This window comes from Rhodococcus sp. NS-SX18, assembly GCF_057367935.1.
On record NZ_CM170633.1, the window covers coordinates 5,194,246 to 5,211,742 of the forward strand.

General features: G+C 69.8%; 14 protein-coding genes. 4 read left to right on the plus strand and 10 right to left on the minus strand.

The features are described from left to right. Positions 1-63: 63 nt before the first annotated feature. The gene (locus AC2IPW_RS23875) at positions 64-1,398 is read right to left on the minus strand and encodes an MFS transporter (RefSeq protein ID WP_054373525.1); all 1,335 of its coding nucleotides are present in this window, start codon (positions 1,396-1,398) and stop codon (positions 64-66) included. 313 nt (positions 1,399-1,711) lie between these two features. Between AC2IPW_RS23875 and AC2IPW_RS23880 the strand changes: the two genes are divergently transcribed. From AC2IPW_RS23880 to AC2IPW_RS23890, 3 genes are read left to right on the plus strand one after another with little or no spacing between them, the layout of a single operon-like run. Then, a complete protein-coding gene (locus AC2IPW_RS23880) occupies positions 1,712-2,980 on the plus strand; it encodes a CoA transferase (protein WP_289377997.1) in 1,269 nt (422 codons plus the stop codon). Continuing rightward, entirely contained in the window at positions 2,977-4,170 is a 1,194-nt protein-coding gene (locus tag AC2IPW_RS23885; protein ID WP_486375845.1) for an acyl-CoA dehydrogenase family protein, read from the plus strand. Before AC2IPW_RS23880 ends, AC2IPW_RS23885 begins: the two co-directional genes overlap by 4 nt. Positions 4,171-4,220: 50 nt before the next feature. Beyond that, positions 4,221-5,378 (plus strand): acyl-CoA dehydrogenase family protein, encoded by a 1,158-nt coding sequence (locus AC2IPW_RS23890; RefSeq protein ID WP_486375846.1) that lies wholly within the window; start codon positions 4,221-4,223, stop codon positions 5,376-5,378. 98 nt (positions 5,379-5,476) lie between these two features. Here AC2IPW_RS23890 and AC2IPW_RS23895 read toward each other — a convergent pair whose 3' ends face one another. The 8 genes from AC2IPW_RS23895 to AC2IPW_RS23930 all read right to left on the minus strand — a co-directional run bounded on the left by AC2IPW_RS23895 (position 5,477) and on the right by AC2IPW_RS23930 (position 15,276). Next, entirely contained in the window at positions 5,477-6,307 is an 831-nt protein-coding gene (locus AC2IPW_RS23895) for a sugar phosphate isomerase/epimerase family protein (RefSeq protein WP_486375847.1), read from the minus strand. Next, positions 6,304-8,034, minus strand: a complete 1,731-nt coding sequence (locus AC2IPW_RS23900; RefSeq protein ID WP_450119691.1) for an FAD-dependent oxidoreductase — start codon at positions 8,032-8,034, stop codon at positions 6,304-6,306. Before AC2IPW_RS23900 ends, AC2IPW_RS23895 begins: the two co-directional genes overlap by 4 nt. Next, the gene (locus AC2IPW_RS23905; protein WP_119700166.1) at positions 8,031-9,125 is read right to left on the minus strand and encodes a Gfo/Idh/MocA family protein; all 1,095 of its coding nucleotides are present in this window, start codon (positions 9,123-9,125) and stop codon (positions 8,031-8,033) included. The genes AC2IPW_RS23900 and AC2IPW_RS23905 overlap by 4 nt, the downstream gene beginning before the upstream one ends. Continuing rightward, positions 9,125-9,961: an aldo/keto reductase gene (locus AC2IPW_RS23910; protein WP_486375848.1), complete on the minus strand. Its 837-nt coding sequence runs from the start codon at positions 9,959-9,961 to the stop codon at positions 9,125-9,127. The genes AC2IPW_RS23905 and AC2IPW_RS23910 overlap by 1 nt, the downstream gene beginning before the upstream one ends. Further along, positions 9,958-11,910, minus strand: coding sequence for an oxidoreductase (locus tag AC2IPW_RS23915; protein WP_486375849.1), 1,953 nt, complete (start codon positions 11,908-11,910; stop codon positions 9,958-9,960). The genes AC2IPW_RS23910 and AC2IPW_RS23915 overlap by 4 nt, the downstream gene beginning before the upstream one ends. After that, complete coding sequence (locus tag AC2IPW_RS23920) at positions 11,907-12,806, minus strand: shikimate dehydrogenase (protein WP_486375850.1); 900 nt, start codon at positions 12,804-12,806, stop codon at positions 11,907-11,909. Before AC2IPW_RS23920 ends, AC2IPW_RS23915 begins: the two co-directional genes overlap by 4 nt. A 66-nt stretch (positions 12,807-12,872) precedes the next feature. Continuing rightward, entirely contained in the window at positions 12,873-14,237 is a 1,365-nt protein-coding gene (locus AC2IPW_RS23925) for an MFS transporter (protein ID WP_486375851.1), read from the minus strand. Between the two features lie 145 nt (positions 14,238-14,382). Next, positions 14,383-15,276 carry a LysR family transcriptional regulator gene (locus AC2IPW_RS23930; RefSeq protein ID WP_003938731.1) on the minus strand — a complete coding sequence of 298 codons (894 nt, stop codon included), beginning with the start codon at positions 15,274-15,276 and terminating at the stop codon, positions 14,383-14,385. Between the two features lie 132 nt (positions 15,277-15,408). On the opposite strand from AC2IPW_RS23930, the gene AC2IPW_RS23935 reads away from it, so the two are divergent. Then, positions 15,409-16,101 carry an SDR family NAD(P)-dependent oxidoreductase gene (locus tag AC2IPW_RS23935; protein WP_003938730.1) on the plus strand — a complete coding sequence of 231 codons (693 nt, stop codon included), beginning with the start codon at positions 15,409-15,411 and terminating at the stop codon, positions 16,099-16,101. A 120-nt stretch (positions 16,102-16,221) separates the two neighbouring features. Here the strand turns inward: AC2IPW_RS23935 and AC2IPW_RS23940 are convergent, their stop codons facing one another. Beyond that, on the minus strand, positions 16,222-17,406 hold the full coding sequence (locus AC2IPW_RS23940; protein WP_289379872.1) for a 4-hydroxybenzoate 3-monooxygenase: 1,185 nt from the start codon (positions 17,404-17,406) through the stop codon (positions 16,222-16,224). Positions 17,407-17,497: the final 91 nt, after the last annotated feature.

A 17,497-nucleotide genomic window follows, 5' to 3' on the forward strand; every position in this document is an offset into this window, starting at 1 on the left:
AGTCGATCACGCACCCGGCCGGTGGGGAAAGGACATTCGGTGGATGGCTCCGTTAGGCGGAAGCTATGCCTTCGCGGTGGCCTCCGACCGGATGATGGCGCGGTCGCGTTCCGGGTTCGCGAAGATCAGGACGAGGATCGCCGCGACGATGCCCAGCGCACCGATGACCTGGAAGGCGGTGGCGTAGCCCTCGGCCGCGGTGGCGGCGTTGTCGACGAGTACACCGGTGCCGTAGGGGGCGACCAGGCCGCCGACGGCCATGAGCGCGAGGAACACGCCCATCGTGCCGGCGGTCTGCTGCGGCGGGCACAGCTCCGAGATCGCGGCGTTGATCAGGGGGAAGACGATCGCACCGAAGCCGTAGCCGATGGACACGGCCGCGACCGCCAGGCCCGGGGTGCCGATGCTGGGCAGGAACACCAGGACGGAGCCGCAGATCAGGACGCCGATGCCCGGGACGATGATCCGCACGACGCGGGAGCGGTAGCCGCGCTGGGCGAGCCGGTCGGTGACCGAGCCGGACGTGACCATCAGGAACAGGCCGACGATCGACGGCAGGGCGAACATCGAACCGGCCTGCAGGGCGCTGTAGCCGAGCCCCACCTCGAAGTAGGAGGGCAGCCAGGTCAGCACGACGGTGGTGAGCGCGTAGACGACCATGATCAGGACGACGCAGCTGAGGAACGTGCGGGTGAGGAAGATCTTCTTCCACGGCACCGACGGCTCGGTGGAGGCGGCGCCGGTCCCCTTCTTCACGGCCGTCGCGGTGAACGGGCCTTCCTTCCAGCCGGTCAGCCACGACGCCATCCACACGGCACCGAGGATCGACAGGGTGATCAGGGCGGCGCGCCAGCCCCACTGGACGGTGATGTAGGCGAGGATCGGGGCGAGAGCGATCTTCGCGACCGACGCCGAGCCGGCGAGGAACGCGCCGGGCAGACCGCGCTTGGCCGGGGGATGCCAGGAGTACGCGGCGGTGTGCATGAGGGCGGAGCTGGGGCCCTCGGCCAGGCCGAGCAGCATGCGGGTGACGATCAGCATCACCAGGCTCGCCGAGACGACCAGCGGCAGCATGACCACCGACCAGGCGGCGCCCAGTGCCAGCAGCGCCCACCGCAGGGTGAGGTACTTGTTCAGGGGGCCGGCGAGGAAACCGCCGAGGGTGAAGGTCACGAAGAACAGGGAGCCGACCAGACCGATCTGGGAGGAGGACAGTCCCAGCTCGCGAGCGAGCGGCTGCGCGATGATGCCCAGCACAGCCTTGTCGGCATAGTTGACGACGTACAGGAAGATCACGAGGCCGGTCATGCCCCACGCCTGCTTGCCGCTGACGAGTGAGGTAGCCCCCTTCGGCGGGGCGCCGTGCGCTGCGTCGTGCGAGATTTCGCCAGTGGTCACCGGAGTGTCCCCTTAATGGCTCGAAGGGATGTGTCGATCGGACGGTGCGTCGTCGATCGAGAGATGTGCACCGATCAGGCGCTCGGGATCCATTCAACGTGGTGTAGGTCACTGAAGCAATGTCCCGTCGGTGAATCGACCGATTGCCGCTGCCTATGGACTTCCAGCGGTTCGAACAGGGCCATTGACGGCCGCTAACCGACCTATAGCCGAACGGTGTTGGTCCTACGTTCCGATGGTGCTGCATATTTGGCCGTACAACTTCGTCGGCGCGTTCCGGGCTCCGACGTCCGGGCGGATGAGGACAGGCGACATGAACCCCACTGCTTCCATCGACGGGCTCCCCTCGTCCACCGCGCCCCTGGCCGGGGTACGGGTCGTCGAGGTCTCGAGTTTCATCGCGGCTCCCCTGTGCGGCATGACGCTGGCGCAGCTCGGCGCCGAGGTCGTGCGCGTCGACCCGATCGGCGGGGCCGCGGACTACCACCGGTGGCCGGTCACCGACGACGGCGAATCGATCTACTGGGCGGGCCTGAACAAGGGCAAGCGTTCGTTCGCCGCCGATTTCCGGGATCCCCAGGCGCACACTCTGATCCGGGATCTGATCACCGACGCCGGGGTGCTCGTCACCAACGCCGCCGGGCGGGACTGGCTGGACTACGACAGCCTCGCCGCGATCCGTCCCGACCTGATCCACGTGCAGGTCCTCGGCCGGGCCGACGGCGGCTCCGGCGTCGACTACACCGTCAACGCCGCCGCGGGCTTCCCGCTCGCGACCGGTCCGGTCGGGCACGCCGGTCCGGTCAATCATCTGCTGCCGGCGTGGGACCTCGCCTGCGGTCTCTACGCCGCACTGTCGGTGGCGTCCGCGGTGCACCGCCGCGAGGTCACCGGCGCCGGCGCGAAGATCGTGCTGCCGCTCGAGGACGTCGCCCTCGCCACCGCCGGCAACCTCGGCTATCTCGCCGAGGCCCAGCTCGGCGGGCCCGAGCGCGACCGGATCGGCAACTCGGTCTACGGCACCTACGGGCGCGACTTCACCACCTGCGACGGCGTGGCCTTCATGGTCGTCGCGCTGACCCCGCGACACTTCCGGGACCTGACCGAGCTGACCGGCACGACTGTCGCCGTGGGCGCGCTCGAATCCGCCCTGGGCGCCGACTTCCGCGACGAGGGCGACCGCTACCGGCACCGCGAGGTGCTCGACGCACTGTTCGCCGTGTGGTTCCGCGAGCACACCGCGGCCGAGGTCGAGGCCGCCCTCGCGGGCACCTCGATCCTGCACGAGCGGTACCGCACCTTCGCCGAGATCGCGAAAGACCCTCGCGTGACCGCCAACCCGATGTTCCAGTACGTCGACCAGCCCCGTGTCGGCGGGCACCTGGCCCCCAGCCTGCCGATGTCGTTCGACGGCCACCACCCCGCACCCCGTCCGGCGCCCGCCAACGGCGACGACACCGCCGCCGTTCTCGCCGAGCACCTGGGTCTGACGCCCCAGGAGATCGATCGCCTCGCCACCGACGGGACCATCCGGGTGCCCGCCGGAACCCTCCCCGCCCTCGAGAAGGACCTCGCCGTATGACCCGCCTCGCCCAGACCCTCGGCCTGACCGAGTTCCAGACCGAGATCCTCGCCACCGTCCGGCAGTTCGTCGACCGCGAGATCATCCCGAACGCCCAGGAACTCGAACACTCGGACACCTACCCGCAGGACATCGTCGATGCGATGCGGGAGATGGGCCTGTTCGGGCTGATGATCCCCGAGGAGTACGGCGGACTCGGCGAATCCCTGCTCACCTACGCGCTGTGCGTCGAGGAACTCGCCCGCGGCTGGATGAGCGTGTCCGGGGTGATCAACACCCATTTCATCGTCGCCTACATGCTGCGTCAGCACGGCACCGTCGAGCAGAAGAGCTACTACCTGCCGAAGATGGCCACCGGCGAGACCCGCGGCGCGTTCTCGATGTCCGAACCGGAACTGGGCTCGGACGTCGCCGCGATCCGCACCAAGGCCAAGCGCGACGCCGACGGCGACTACGTGATCAACGGCCAGAAGATGTGGCTGACCAACGGCGGCAGCTCCACCCTCGTCGCCGCCCTGGTGCGCACCGAGGAAGGCGCCGCCAAGCCGCACGAGAACCTCACCACCTTCCTCGTCGAGAAGCCCGCCGGTTTCGGCGAGGTCGTCCCAGGCGTCACCATCCCGGGCAAGATCGACAAGATGGGCTACAAGGGGATCGACACCACCGAGCTGATCTTCGACAACTACCGTGCGAAGGCCACCGACGTCCTCGGCGGCGCCCCGGGCAAGGGGTTCTACCAGATGATGGACGGCGTCGAGGTCGGCCGCGTCAACGTCTCCGCCCGCGCCTGCGGCGTCGCGATCCGCGCGTTCGAGCTCGCCGCCCGCTACGCCCAGCAGCGCACCACCTTCGGCAAGCCCATCGCCCAGCACCAGGCGATCTCGTTCTCCCTCGCCGAGATGGCCACCAAGGTCGAGGCCGCCCACCTGATGATGGTCAACGCCGCGCGGCTCAAGGACTCCGGCGAGCGCAACGACGTCGCCGCGGGCATGGCGAAATATCTCACCAGCGAGTACTGCTCGGAGGTCACCCAGGCCAGCTTCCGCATCCACGGCGGCTACGGCTACTCCAAGGAGTACGAGATCGAACGGCTCATGCGCGAGGCACCGTTCCTGCTCATCGGCGAGGGCACCAGCGAGATCCAGAAGACGATCATCAGCAAGGGCGTGCTGCGCGAATACGCGTTGTAGTCCCGATTCAGCTGTAGTCCTGATTCATCCGAGACCCGAGGAGACCGACCGTGCAGCGTACGGTGTTCGACGAAGACCACGAAGCGTTCCGCAAGACCGTCCGCGACTTCATCGCGAAGGAAGTCGCCCCCGTCCAACACGAGTGGGAGGCCGACGGCCATCCCCCGCGTGACTTCTACCGTCGCCTCGGCGAACTCGGCATCCTCGGTATCCAGGCACCCGAGGAGTACGGCGGTGGTGGCGAGTCGTCGATCAAGTTCAACGCGGTCGTCGCCGAGGAGGTCGCTGCAGCCGGCGCGTCGTTCGGCTCCTACTCCGTGCACACGAATCTGATCCTGCCGTACCTGATGGAGTACGGCACGGACGAGCAGAAGCAGCACTGGCTGCCCGGATTCTGTTCCGGCGATCTGATGTTCGCGATCGCCATGACCGAACCCGGCACGGGATCGGACCTCGCGAACATCTCGACGACGGCGAAGCTGTCGGAGGACGGCAGCCACTACGTCGTCAACGGCGCGAAGACGTTCATCACCGGCGGTGTGCTCGCCGACCGCATCCTCACGGTGTGCCGCACGGCCCCGTTCGACCCGGAGAACCGGCGGGCCGGGCTGTCGATCCTCGTCGTCGACACCACCACCGAGGGGTTCGCCGTCGGCCGCAAGATCGAGAAGATCGGCCTCAAGACCTCCGACACCGCGGAACTGTCGTTCACCGACGTCCGGGTGCCGGTGCAGGATCTGCTCGGTGAGGAGGGCAAGGGCTTTTCCTACCTGACGCACAACCTCGCGCAGGAACGTCTGACGATCGCATTCGGCGCATCCGCCACCGCGGCCGCCGCCCTGCAGCACGCACTCGCATACACCAAGAACCGCAAGGTGTTCGGCAAGCCGGTCGCCGCGTTCCAGAACACCAAGTTCGTGCTCGCCGAATGCTCCACCGAGTTGCAGGCCGTGCAGTTGATGGTCGACAACGCCCTCGAGCTGCACGACCGCGGAGAGCTCACCGTGCCGGATGCGGCACGTGCCAAACTGTTCAGCACCGAAGCCGCCGGCCGCATCATCGACAAGTGCCTGCAGCTGCACGGCGGATACGGCTACGTCCTCGAATACCCGATCGCGCGGCTCTACGCGGACACCCGCGTCAGCCGCATCTACGGCGGCACCAGCGAGGTCATGAAGACGATCATCGCCAAGGACCTCGGTCTCTGACCCCACGCACACAGGATCCGTACGGTGAACCGGAATCCGCCCACGTCACGGCGTGGGCGGATTCCGATGTTCCGAGCGAATTCTGCTGTGCGGCTCAGCTACTCGACGGTCGCGGCGGCCGGGACCCGGCCCAGTACGGCCCTGGCCGCCGTGATCAGTTGCTCGAGCCAGACGTCCGTGCCGACCGCTCGGCGCAACGGCTCGTTCGGCAACTCGATGCTCACCGGCAGCCCCGCCGGGAGGGCGGACCAGATCGCCGGCAGGTCGATGCCCCCCGACCCCGGCACCAGGCGTTCCTCGCGGGCGTGCCGGATCAGCTCCGCGTGGTCACGCGGGGCGGGAACCGAGCCGTCGCACATCTGGGCATAGTGCAGCCACTCGCGCGGAATCGCGGTCAGGTCCTCGAGCGACGTGGCCGAACGCGCGACGTGCAGCGCGTCGACGAGGACGCTGCGGGCCGGGCCGTCGGCCTGCCCGACGATCTCCACCGCGGTCTTCGCGTCGGGAACCGCCGTCCACGGCATGAATTCGAGGCTCGCGACGATGCCGTAGGAGGCGCACAGTTCCGCTAGGCGTGCGTACGAGTCGGTGAGACGGCGGCGGTCGCGGTCGTCGCCGCCGACGAGCACCGCCTTCGCCCCGAGCCGGGCCCCGGCCTCGAGTAGCGGCACGTACGCCGTCGCGTCGAAATCCGGTCCGATCCGGATGATCTCGAGATCGAACACCTCGACCGGAGAATCGTTCAACCGCCGGACGAGCGCGGACAGCGCGGCGTCGTCCTCGTGCAGCGGATAGGCGGTGGTGCCGGGCGCTGCGGGCAGCAGACGCAGTCCGATCGTGTCGAAGCCGTGCCGCTCGGCGAGGTCGACGTGCTGCAGCGGCGGTGTGTCGAGGACGGTGAGGGCGGCGAGGCCGAGTGGGGTGCTCATCGGGTGGCTCCTGTGGTCGAGGCGAGTCGGCGTCCGGTCAGATACCCGAAGGTCATCGCCGGGCCCAGATTGATTCCGCCGGAGGGGTAGTGGCCGCCCATCACGCTGGACTGGTCGACACCGACCGCGAACAGCCCGTCGATCGGCCGGTCGTCGCCGTTCAGCACCCGCGACGACGAGTCGGTGACCAGGCCGGCGAACGTGCCGAAACTGCCCGGGACTACCTTGACGGCGTAGAAGGGACCGCGTTCGAGCGGGGCGAGGGACGGGTTCGGCCACGGGTTGTCCGCATCGCCGGACTTGACGTTGAACGGTGTGGTGCCGCGGCCGAATTCGGGATCCTCCCCGACTCGGGCGCTCTCGTTGAACGCGGTGACGGTCTTCTCGAGCCCGTCCGGGTCGACGCCGATCTTCTCCGCGAGGTCGCGGATCGTGCGCCCCTTCGAGAGGTATCCGGATCGCAGGTAGGGCCAGGTGGGGATCGGGAAGGGCTTGGCCATGCCGAGCGGGAAGTACCGCAGGTACTGCTGGTCGGCAATCAGCCAGGAGCACACCTCCTCGCCGTCCGGCACCTGCTCGATCATGGCCAGGGTGTAGTCGTGGTAGCCGAGCGCCTCGTTGACGAAGCGGCGCCCGTCGGCGAGCACCCCGATGACGCCGGGCTTTCCGCGGTCCAGGATGTGCGGGAACACCCCCTGCCTGCCGTTGCGGTAGCGGACCAGGGAGACGGGACAGTACGCCACCGGTGACGCGAGGGAGCGGTCGAGGCGGCCGCCGACGGATTCGCCCAGTGAGATGCCGTCGCCGGTCGTCGTCGGCGGGGTGAGCGTCCAGTGTTCACGTCCGGTCGGAGTCCGCGGGAACAGCTCTCGTCGCCGGTCGATGTCGTGGGTGAACCCGCCGGTGGCGAGGACGACACCGCGACGGGCGGACACGGTACGGGCACCGCTGGGACCGTCGATCCGGACTCCGGTGACGCGCCCGGACGGGTCGGTGACGAGTGCGGTGGCGGCGGTGGCGACCCGGATGTCGACGCCGGCGTCGAGGGCGGAGCGCAGCAGCCGGCCCACGAGTGCGGTGCCATTGACCAGTTGCTGGCCGCGGCGCTCGGTGGCGAGGTCGAGCATGTGGGTCGAGACCCGTCGTGCACAGTGCACGAACGCGCGGCCGGAGCGCGTCGAGTGCAGGAAGGCCTGCAGGTCCGGGCCGGCCATGATGCCCATGCCGAGGAACGAGGTCTCGTACAGCTGCCGTCGCAGCAGCGCGGCGACGTCGGATCCGAGCCGGCGCAGGCTCACCGGCTTCGGCGCGACGGAACGGTGTCCCGTGCCCGCGCCGGGCGTGTCACCGTGGATGTCGGCGATGGCGGCACCGGGGACGAACTGCAGCGCCGTGTGACGTTCGAAGAACTCGACCATCTCGGGGGCGCCGTCGAGGAACGCGTCCACCTTGGCGGCATCGAACTCGTCCCCGAGCCGGTGTTCGAGGTAGCGGCGCGGCTGCGCGCGGTCCTCGTGCACACCGTCGGCGTGGGCGAACAGGTTCCGCGGTGTCCACATCCATCCACCCGACCAGGCAGTGGCGCCGCCGCACACGTCCGCCTTCTCGACGACGAGCACGGAGGCGCCCCCGTGGGCGGCAGCCACGGCCGCGGACAGCCCGCCGGCACCGGACCCGACGACGACGACGTCGTAGGTGAGGGATTCGGACACTGTGGCGGGGTTCATCGGGGCTCCTTGCCGGACGGGACGAGGGTGGGTGCGGGCGAGAGTTCGACGACTCTGCCGGTGCGGGAGGATTCGTAGATCGCGGCGACGACGGCCAGTGAGGCGCGGGCGTCGCGACCGGTCACCGCGGGCCGGCGACCGGTCAGCACCGCCTCGGCGAAGTCCTGGACCTGCAGGGTGTGGAAGTCGGTGAGCCCGGCGTTGATGTCGCGGACGTCGAGGTTGGCGTCGACAGCCGGCGAATACGGAGACCGCAGCTCCACCTCGCCCGGCACGGTCCACAGCTCGTTGACGCCCTCCCGTCCCTCGGGGAACTCGAGGACGCTCGCGATCGCCCCGGTTGCGCCGATCACCGTGACGCGGTTGCCGAGGTTGTGGCCGGCGCCGGTGGTGGCGGTGATCGTCGCGGTGCCGCCGGAGGCGAACGAGACGACGGCCGAAGCAGTGTCCTCGGTTTCGATGTGCTCGCCGTGGAAACGGGTGCCGACGAACCCGCCGACGCGGACCGGCTCGCCCATGAACCACTGCAGCATGTCGATCTGATGGACGGCCTGCGTCATCAGGACGCCGCCGCCGTCGGTGTCCCACCGCCCGCGCCACGCGTCGGCCGAGTAGTAGCGGGAGGGGCGGTGCAGGAGCACCGACACCTCCCCGAGAACGGGCACGCCGAGACGGCCGTCCTCGATCGCCGCCTTGATGCGGCGGGCCGCGGGCCAGAATCGGCGCTGGAACAACACCCCGAAGGTGATGCCCGCGCGGTCGGCGGCCGCGATCATCCGGTCGGCCGCGGCCACGTCCACCGCGATCGGCTTCTCGCACAGCACGTGGATCCCGGCCTCGGCCGCGGCGACGACGATCTGTTCGTGCACGGGGTGCGGGGTGCACACGGTGCAGGCGTCGAGGCCGAGCCCGAACAGCTCGTCCACCGATCCGACGGCGTGAGCGATACCGTGCCGGGCGGCGAAGGCGCGGGCGCGCTCCAGGTCGGGATCGCAGCACGCGACGACCTCGACGCCGGGCACCTGCTGCAGCGCGTGCGCGTGGTTGCCCGCGATCTTTCCGCATCCGACGATGCCTGCGCGGAGGGCCATCAGAAGTGCTCCTCTCGTTCGACGTCCCGGGCTGCGGCTTCGCCGCGGTCCAACCGGTTCAGCGCGGCGACGTCCGCTGCCGTGAGTGCCACGTCGACGGCGGCCAGATTCTCGGCCTGGCGCGCCGGATTCGCCGACCGCGCGACCGGCACGACGCCCTGCGCGAGGTGCCAGGCCAGCACGACCTGCGCACGGGTGCAGCCGATGCGGTCCGCGATCGAGGCGACGGCGGGGGCCGCGAGCACCTCGCCGCGGCCGAGCGGGCTCCACGACTGCGTGAACACGCCGAGTTCGTCGTTCGCGCGGCGGACGGGCAGCCGGGCCAGCAACGGGTCCATCTGGATCTGGTTGACGGCGGGCGCCTCCCCGGTCTCGGCCACCACCCTGCGCAGGTGGTGACCGAGGAAGTTGGACACCCCCACGTAGCGCACGAGCCCGGCGTCGCGGCACTCGAGCATGGCCTCGAACGCCGCGGCATACCGGTCGAACCGCGGCAGCGGCCAGTGGATCAGGAACAGGTCGAGCCGCTCGAGGCCCAGGCGCTCGAGGCTGCGCTCCACGGCGCCGCGGACGTCCCCGGACACATGGTCGCTGCCGCGGAGTTTCGTGGTGACGAACAGGTCCTCACGGGGCACGCCGCAGGTGGCGAGGGCGGCACCGACGGCGTCCTCGTTCCCGTAGATCGCGGCCGTGTCGATCAGCCGGTAGCCGGCCTCGATGCCGGTGAGCACGGCGCGGGTGGCGTCGGGCCCGACGAGCGGCCAGGTGCCCAGGCCCAGGCGCGGCAGTGCGGTGCGGACGGAATCGGGCGCGGGTGCGGTGGTCTCCGCGCTCATGCGTCGGCTCCCACGCGCGAATCGGCGGCCTCGGTGATCCGGACGGCGACGTCGGCGGCGGTGACGAGCGCGGCCTGGATCGATCCGCCGTCGCCGCTCGCGTCGCCGACGCAGTGCACGCCGAGGCGGGGCTCGAGCCGGCGCAGATCGGCCAGCAGGTCGGTGCGCGGCTCGATGCCGTGCGAGACGAGCAGCTCACCGGGTGCGGCGACGGTGCGTTCGCGCCCGTTCGTCGAGACGACCACGTGCTCGGGTTCGATCCGGGTGACGATCGACGACAGGTGTGTGGTGAGACGTTGGCTCGCCGCGAGCCGGGGCAGCAGGACGATCTTCGTCCGGCGGCCGACGTCGTGCGCGATCGTCTCCTGGGGGCCGATCAGCACGACCGTCGTCCCGCGCCGGAGCAGATCGTCGGCCACGGCCGCGGCCTCCCGGTCGGCACCGAAGATCGTGATCGCCTCGGGCGCAGGGTCTCCGGAGGCGAGAAACTCCCGCACGTCGCGGATCGACCGGGTGTGGGCACCGGGGATGTCGATCGCGGGTCCGCGTCCGCCGGTGGCGAGCACCACCGCGTCGAAGCCGAGCGGCGCCAGGGTCGCGGCGTCGACCCGAGTGCCGGTGTGGCAGGTGACGTCGAGGTCGGCCAGTTCGTCGCGGTACCAGTCGACGATCCGGTGGTACTCCGGGTACTCGTGCAGCCGGGAGGCCAACGCGAAGTCGCCGCCCAGGGTGTCGCGCTCGTCGTAGAGGTCGACGCTGTGGCCCGCCAGGGCGAGCTCGCGCGCTGCCGCCGTACCGGCCGGGCCGCCGCCCACGACGGCGACCCGCACCGGGGTCCCGGCCGGTTTCGTCGGCTGCTCGAGCTCGCGGCCGACCCAGGGGTTGACCGAACACGGAATCGGCCCTGCGGCAAGGTTGTCGATGCAGAAGTTGCAGGCGATGCAGGGCCGGTAACGACCCCCGTCCAGCGCCCGGTTCGGGAAGTCCGGGTCGGCGTGCAGCGTCCGGGCCAGGCTCACGAAATCGGCGCGGCCGGAGGCGATGATGTGTTCCGCCGTCTCGGGGGTGTTGATCCGGCCGGCGACGCCCACCGGGATGGCGAAGTCGCGGGCATACGGTTCGGCGTAGGGGGCGAGCAGACCGCGCTGCCATTCCCCCGGCTGGATGATCCACTGCCCCGACTCGTAGTTGCCCGCCGAGACGTCGAGGAAGTCCAGCCGGTGCGTGTCGACCGCGTCGATACGCTCGCGGGTCGTCTGCGCATCGAGCCCGCCGTCGACCGCCTCGAACGCCGAGAAGCGCAGTCCCAGAGCGATACCCGGTGCCATGGTGCGGACCGCATCGATGACCCGGTTGAGGAACAGTGCCGGGTCGGCCCACTCGTCGTCGCGGTGGTTGTATGCGGGCGAGAGGAATTGGTGGATGAGATAGCCGTGGCCGCCGTGCAGGGAGATCACGTCGACGCCCGCCTCCGCGCAGCGCGCGGCGGCCTCACCGAAACACTCGACGATGTGCTCGATGTCGTCGCCGTCGAGTTGCTCGGGCATCTCGCCGCCGACCACTGCGCACGGAATTGGGGTGGGGGCCACCGGGACGAACCCGCTGACCGCTCCCTGCGCGGTGCGGCCACCGTGGTTGAGTTCGACCCCGAGCAGCGCGCCGTGTGCGTGCACCGCCTCGGCGAGCCGGGCGATGCCGGGGATGCGGTCGTCGACGTCGACCCCCATCTGCCGGATGCGGCCCTTGCCGTCGGCCCGCACATAGCTCGCCTCGGTGAAGACGAGCGCGGCACCGCCGGCGGCACGTCGTTCGAGATAGGCGATGTAGGCGTCGGTCATCGAGCCGTCGGGTTCGCAGTAGTTGCGTTCCATCGGCGCCGACACGAAGCGGTTGCGCAACCGGACGGGACCCATGTCCAGGGGCCGCGCGAACGCGGGGGTGGTGGTCATCGTGCCTCCTGGTGCGTGGCGAGGACCTGGTTCGACAGCAGCTCGTCGAGGTGACGTCGCATGCGGTCCGCGTCGGGGTCGATGCCGGTGAGCAACGCGAACGTGTCGGCGGCCTGGGCGACGAGCATCTGTCCGCCGTCGAGCACGTCACAGCCGAGAACCGCGGCGGCGGAAATCAGTTCGGTTCGGATCGGCCGGTAGACGATGTCCGCGACCCACAGCCGGGGGTGCAGGGCAGCGACGTCGAACGGCGTTCCCGAGTGGCCGACCATGCCGATCGGCGAGGCGTTGACCACCCCGGTGCACGTGCGAAGGGCGGCCGGGATCGCCTCCACCGGCAGAGCCGTGGCCCGTGTCGAGGGGAAAGCGGCCGACAGTCGTGCGCAGACGTCCGCGGCGCGAACGGTGTCGACGTCGGCGATCCGCAGGTCCGCGACACCCGCGGCGGCGAGCGCGTACGCCACGGCCGAGCCGGCGCCGCCCGCACCGACCAGCACGACCGCATCCAGCGCGGCGGCCGGCAACCCGCGCCGCAGCGCCGTGAGGAATCCGCTGTGGTCCGTGTTGTGGCCGATCAGGCGCCCGGCCCGGACGACGACGGTGTTGACCGCGCCGAGCAGACGGGCGTTGTCGGACAGATCGTCGAGGACCGGCAGGACGACCTGCTTGCACGGGTGGGTGATGTTCAGCCCGGTGCAGCCGTCGGCGACGGCGGAGCGCACCAGGTCCCCGGTGCGTTCGACGGGTACGTTCTCCGCCTCGAGGTCGAGCAGTTCGTAGCGGTAGTCGGTCAGGCCGAGTGCGGCGGCCTCGCGCTCGTGGAGGGCCGGCGACAGGGACGAGGCGATGCCTGCCCCCACGAGCCGGATGCGGTGGCGGGCGGTGGACGGGGTCACGGTTACTCCTACGGGATGGGACGGGCCGTGGCCCCGGCGCCTCGGGCGCCGGGGCTCGATGGCCGGTCAGACGTCGCTGCGGACGAGTTCCTGCGCCGGTCGCGCCACCGACGCCGGGCGAGGCTCGCCCAGATCCGCGGTGCGGGTGCGGTAGGTCTCCGGCCCGGTGAGGGCGGCGATCGACGACAGCACCGCGAAGCCCAGGCACATCCAGGCGACCGGGGTCCAGTTGCTGGTGTCGCCCGCCGAGAGCAGCTGCGCGACGGCGGGGGTGAATCCAGCGACGAGCAGACCGAGCATGAGGCTCACGGCCATGCCGGTGTAGCGCACCCGCGCCGGGAACTGCTCCGGGAAGTAAGCCGGGTAGACACCGTTCGGCATGGCGTAGAAGAAACCGATCAGAACGATTCCCGAGGCGAACACCATTGGCGTGCTTCCGGTTCCGATGGCGTGGAAGAAGACGAACACCATCGCGCCGGAGCCGAGGGCACCGAACACGAACACCGGCTTGCGGCCGATCCGGTCGGCGAGCAGCCCGGCGACGGGCTGGCTGAGCACCGCCACGAAGTTGGCGGTGGCGATCGCCCACAGCATCGTGGAGCGCTCGAAGCCTTCGACCTGCACGGCGTAGGCGAGCGCGAAGACGTTGACGATCGTGTTGATCATGGCGAACGTGGCGCTGAGGCTGATCCGCACGACGGTGCGCCAGTGCGACCGGAACATCTCGACGACGGGGAGGGCGGCGGTGTCGCCGTTCTCCTGGAGCTCCTCGAACACCTCGGGTTCGTCGAGCTTGCGGCGCAGCCACACCGCGACCACCGTGACGACGATGCTGAGCCAGAACGGCACCCGCCAGCCCCACGAGTAGAGCGCCTCGTCGGGAAGCGACGCCACCGGGATGAACACGAGGCTCGAGATGACGATGCCGAACATGATGCCGCTCATGGTGAACGACGTGAAAAACGAGCGCCGGTTCGCCGGGGCGTGTTCGAGTGTCAGGGACGACGAGCCCGGGGATTCACCGCCGGCCGACAGGCCCTGCAGCAGGCGCAGCAGCACCAGGATCACCGGTGCGGCGATACCGATCTGTTCGTAGGTGGGCAGGCAGCCGATCACGAACGTGGCGATGCCCATCAGCAGCAGGCAGGCCAGCAGGGCGTTGCGCCGGCCGAACTTGTCGCCCCAGTGCCCCCACAGCACCGCGCCGAGCGGGCGGGCGATGTAGGCGACGCCGAGGGTGCCGATCGACAGCAGCGTCGATGTCGCTCCGTCGCCGGGGAAGAAGATCTTCCCGAAGACGAGCGCTGCGGCAGAGCCGTAGATGAAGAAGTCGTAGTACTCCAGGGTGCTGCCCAGGAAACCGGAGATGGCCGCCCGGCGGGCGTTCTCGTTCGGTCGTCCGTCGGGGCCGGCAGCGTGTGTGTTCGCCATGGCGTTCCTTTCGTCCCAGGATCCGACGGACGCCGAGTCGGCCTTCGGTGATGGCCCTCACAGTCGCCGGAACGGAACGAGCCTGACACGCCGCACTATGCAGCGTCCAACACTGAAAAAGTCTCAGATAAAGACGATTGTCGTCTCAATTGGGGGTGGGAAGGATCTCCTCGGCGACCCGCAAGGCGACTTCGAGCGCCGGGGACACGCGGCGCGGTGACCAGCCGATCCCGTGGTGCATGTAGACGGATTCGTCGGCGAGAGGGACGAAGACCGTGCCCGGCGGCGTGATCGTCGCGATGCTCGACGTCATCAGCGCCACTCCCACACCGGCCGAGACGAGCACCAGGATCATGTACGGGTCGGTGATCTCCTGGACCACGCGCGGGCGGAATCCGGCGTCGAGGCAGGCCCGCATGGCGCTCTCCTGCAGGGCCGACCCCGCCGACAACGGCGTGGTGATGAAGCCGTCGTCCGCGAGGTCGTGCAGGTCGATCTCCGCCTCCCCGGCGAGCGGGTGGTCGGAGGGCAGCACGGCGCCGAACGACTCGCGGCGGATCAGCCGGGTGGCCACCGCCGTGGACTGGACCGGCAGCCCGACGAACGCGAGATCCAATGCGCCGCTTTCCAGTTGGGTGACGGCCTCACGGGTCATGATGCGGCCGACGAGATCGAGTTCGATGTCCGGGTACCGCTGCCGCAGCGCCCGCGTCAGCGGGGGGAGCGAAATATGGTTCAGCACACCGGTGAACCCGATCTTGATGCGGCCGTACACTCCGCCGGCGGACGCGCGCGTGGCCTGTCGTGCCGTCTCGACGCTTTCGAGAATGTGGTAGGCGTGGGGCAGGAAGGCATGCCCCCCGGCCGCGAGAGCGACACTGCGCGTATTGCGTTCGAACAACGGCACACCGAGGTCCTTCTCGAGCTTGCGCACCGTCTGGCTCAGCGGCGACTGCGCCATCTGCAAGCGGGCGGCTGCCCGCCCGAAGTGCAGTTCCTCAGCGACGGCGACGAAGGCCTGAAGCCAGCGGATCTCCATCTCGATCCCTCCGGGGACTTGACGGCTGCGCCTACAGCCGTATATCCAGATCCATACATGGTGCGTCGTCGATTGTTTCGATTTCGCACATGGATTCAGACTACTACCGGCACACCCGCGAGGAGCGAGCGCATGGTGACCTATCCCTCGGGCACGACCGCGCTCGTCACAGGCGGGGCGAGCGGAATCGGTGCGGCCTGCGCGAGGCGGCTGTCCGCCGAAGGCATCCGGGTCGTCACCGCCGACGTCGCGGACGGTGCCGACGAGCACGTCGACGTCACCGATCCCCAGGCCGTCGACCGGCTGCGCGCACGCCTGGGGCGGGTCGACATCCTCGTCAACAGCGCCGGGGTGGTGGGTCCGTCGGCCCCGCTCGTCGACACCGCCCTGACGGACTGGCAGCGGACGTTCCGCATCAACGTCGACGGCACGTTCCTCATGTGCCGCGCCTTCGTGCCCGCCATGATCGACGCCGGCTGGGGCCGGGTGGTGAACCTGGCGAGCATCGCCGCCAAGGACGGCAACCCGAACCAGAGCGCCTACTCCGCGTCCAAGGCCGCGGTGATCGCGCTGACGAAGTCGCTCGGCAAGGAGATCGCGACCACCGGGGTGCTCGCCAACGTGGTTGCGCCCGCGGCGGTGGAGAGCCCGATGAATGCCGGAACGGATCCGGCGATCCTGGCCCGGTCGCAGAGCCTGACGCCGATGGCCCGGATGGGCCGGCCCGACGAGATCGCCGAACTCGTCGCCTGGCTGTCCTCGGACGCGCTGAGCTTCTCGACCGGCGCCGTGTACGACGCGAGCGGCGGCCGCGCGTCGTACTGACGGATGCCGCGTCCAGCGGGAGCTTGTCGTCGGGGCTACTCGGCCGGTGCCGCGGTCACGGTCCGCTCGGCGCGACCGGTTGGCCGACGCCGAGCGGACCGCGCAGCGAACTCCCGCGTCTCAGACCAGCGGCCAGCCGGTGTACTGCTCGGCGATCAGGGTGCGTCCCGCGACGGAGCGGGTGACCGCGTCGAGCTCGGCGTCCTGCCGCTTGTTGTCGAACGGGCTGTTGCCCGGGTGGGTGTGCAGCATCGACGACATCCACCACGAGAAGTGCTGGGCCCGCCACACGCGCGGCAGGACCTCTTCGGTGTAGCCGTCGAGCCGGGCGCGGTCGCCGCGGGCGAGGTACTCGTCCATCGACCGGGCGAGCACGAAGACGTCGGCGACCGCGAGGTTGAGGCCCTTGGCGCCGGTGGGCGGCACGGTGTGCGCGGCGTCGCCGGCGAGGAACAGGTTGCCGTGCTGCATGGGTTCGCACACGAAGCTGCGGAACTGCAGGATCGACTTCTCGAAGATACGGCCGTCCTTGATCTCGGCACCCTCCCCGTCGACCCGGGCGTGCAGTTCGCTCCAGATGCGGTCGTCGGACCAGTTCGCGATGTCGTCGTCCGGATCGACCTGCAGGTAGTGCCGCTGCACATCGGCGGTCCGGGTCGAGACGAGCGCGAAGCCACGCTCGTGCCGCGCGTAGATCAGCTCCTCGGACGAGCGCGGCGCCTCGGCGAGGATGCCGAGCCACGCGAACGGGTACTGACGGAAGTGGTCGGTGCGGATCTGCGGCTCGGGGATGAGACCGCGGGTGCTGGTGCGCGAGCCGTCGCATCCAGCGACGAGCCGGGCATCGAGACGCTGCGGGTTGCCCTGCGGGTCGGTGTAGGTGAGGTAGGGCCGATCGGTGAGGTGATCGTGGACCTGCACGTCGGAGACCCCGAAGCGGATGTCGCCACCGTCGGCGAGGCGGCGCGCGATGAGATCCTTGTTGACCTCGTGCTGTGGGTAGACGGTGACCGCACGGCCGACGAGTTCGTCGAACGCGATGCGGTGTCCTCGGCCGCCGAAACGGAACTCCACGCCGTGGTGCTCGTACCCCTCGGCCTTCAGCCGGTCGCCGACCCCGGTTTCGACCATCAGGTCGACGGTGTTCTGCTCGAGCACGCCCGCACGGATGGTGGCCTCGATGTCCTCCCGGGAGCGCGCCTCGAGCACGACGGACTCGATGCCGCGCAGATGCAGCAGGTGCGACAGCATCAGGCCGGCAGGGCCGGCGCCGACGATCGCGACCTGGGTGCGGGACTCGCTCATGGGAAGACTCCTCGGAAACGGGGACGATCGGTGATGCCCCTCACTGTCCGGGAGGAAGGACCACGTCGTCACCCCCCGCTTTCACTCACCG

What these genes read in the sequence shown, in the direction of transcription:
- AC2IPW_RS23895 (WP_486375847.1), bottom strand. Translation starts at nt 6,307, where the DNA reads ATGAGCACCCCACTCGGCCTCGCCGCCCTCACCGTCCTCGACACACCG.
- AC2IPW_RS23940 (WP_289379872.1), bottom strand. Translation starts at nt 17,406, where the DNA reads ATGAGCGAGTCCCGCACCCAGGTCGCGATCGTCGGCGCCGGCCCTGCC.
- AC2IPW_RS23880 (WP_289377997.1), top strand. Translation starts at nt 1,712, where the DNA reads ATGAACCCCACTGCTTCCATCGACGGGCTCCCCTCGTCCACCGCGCCC.
- AC2IPW_RS23925 (WP_486375851.1), bottom strand. Translation starts at nt 14,237, where the DNA reads ATGGCGAACACACACGCTGCCGGCCCCGACGGACGACCGAACGAGAAC.
- AC2IPW_RS23905 (WP_119700166.1), bottom strand. Translation starts at nt 9,125, where the DNA reads ATGGCCCTCCGCGCAGGCATCGTCGGATGCGGAAAGATCGCGGGCAAC.
- AC2IPW_RS23900 (WP_450119691.1), bottom strand. Translation starts at nt 8,034, where the DNA reads ATGAACCCCGCCACAGTGTCCGAATCCCTCACCTACGACGTCGTCGTC.
- AC2IPW_RS23910 (WP_486375848.1), bottom strand. Translation starts at nt 9,961, where the DNA reads ATGAGCGCGGAGACCACCGCACCCGCGCCCGATTCCGTCCGCACCGCA.
- AC2IPW_RS23930 (WP_003938731.1), bottom strand. Translation starts at nt 15,276, where the DNA reads ATGGAGATCCGCTGGCTTCAGGCCTTCGTCGCCGTCGCTGAGGAACTG.
- AC2IPW_RS23915 (WP_486375849.1), bottom strand. Translation starts at nt 11,910, where the DNA reads ATGACCACCACCCCCGCGTTCGCGCGGCCCCTGGACATGGGTCCCGTC.
- AC2IPW_RS23935 (WP_003938730.1), top strand. Translation starts at nt 15,409, where the DNA reads ATGGTGACCTATCCCTCGGGCACGACCGCGCTCGTCACAGGCGGGGCG.
- AC2IPW_RS23885 (WP_486375845.1), top strand. Translation starts at nt 2,977, where the DNA reads ATGACCCGCCTCGCCCAGACCCTCGGCCTGACCGAGTTCCAGACCGAG.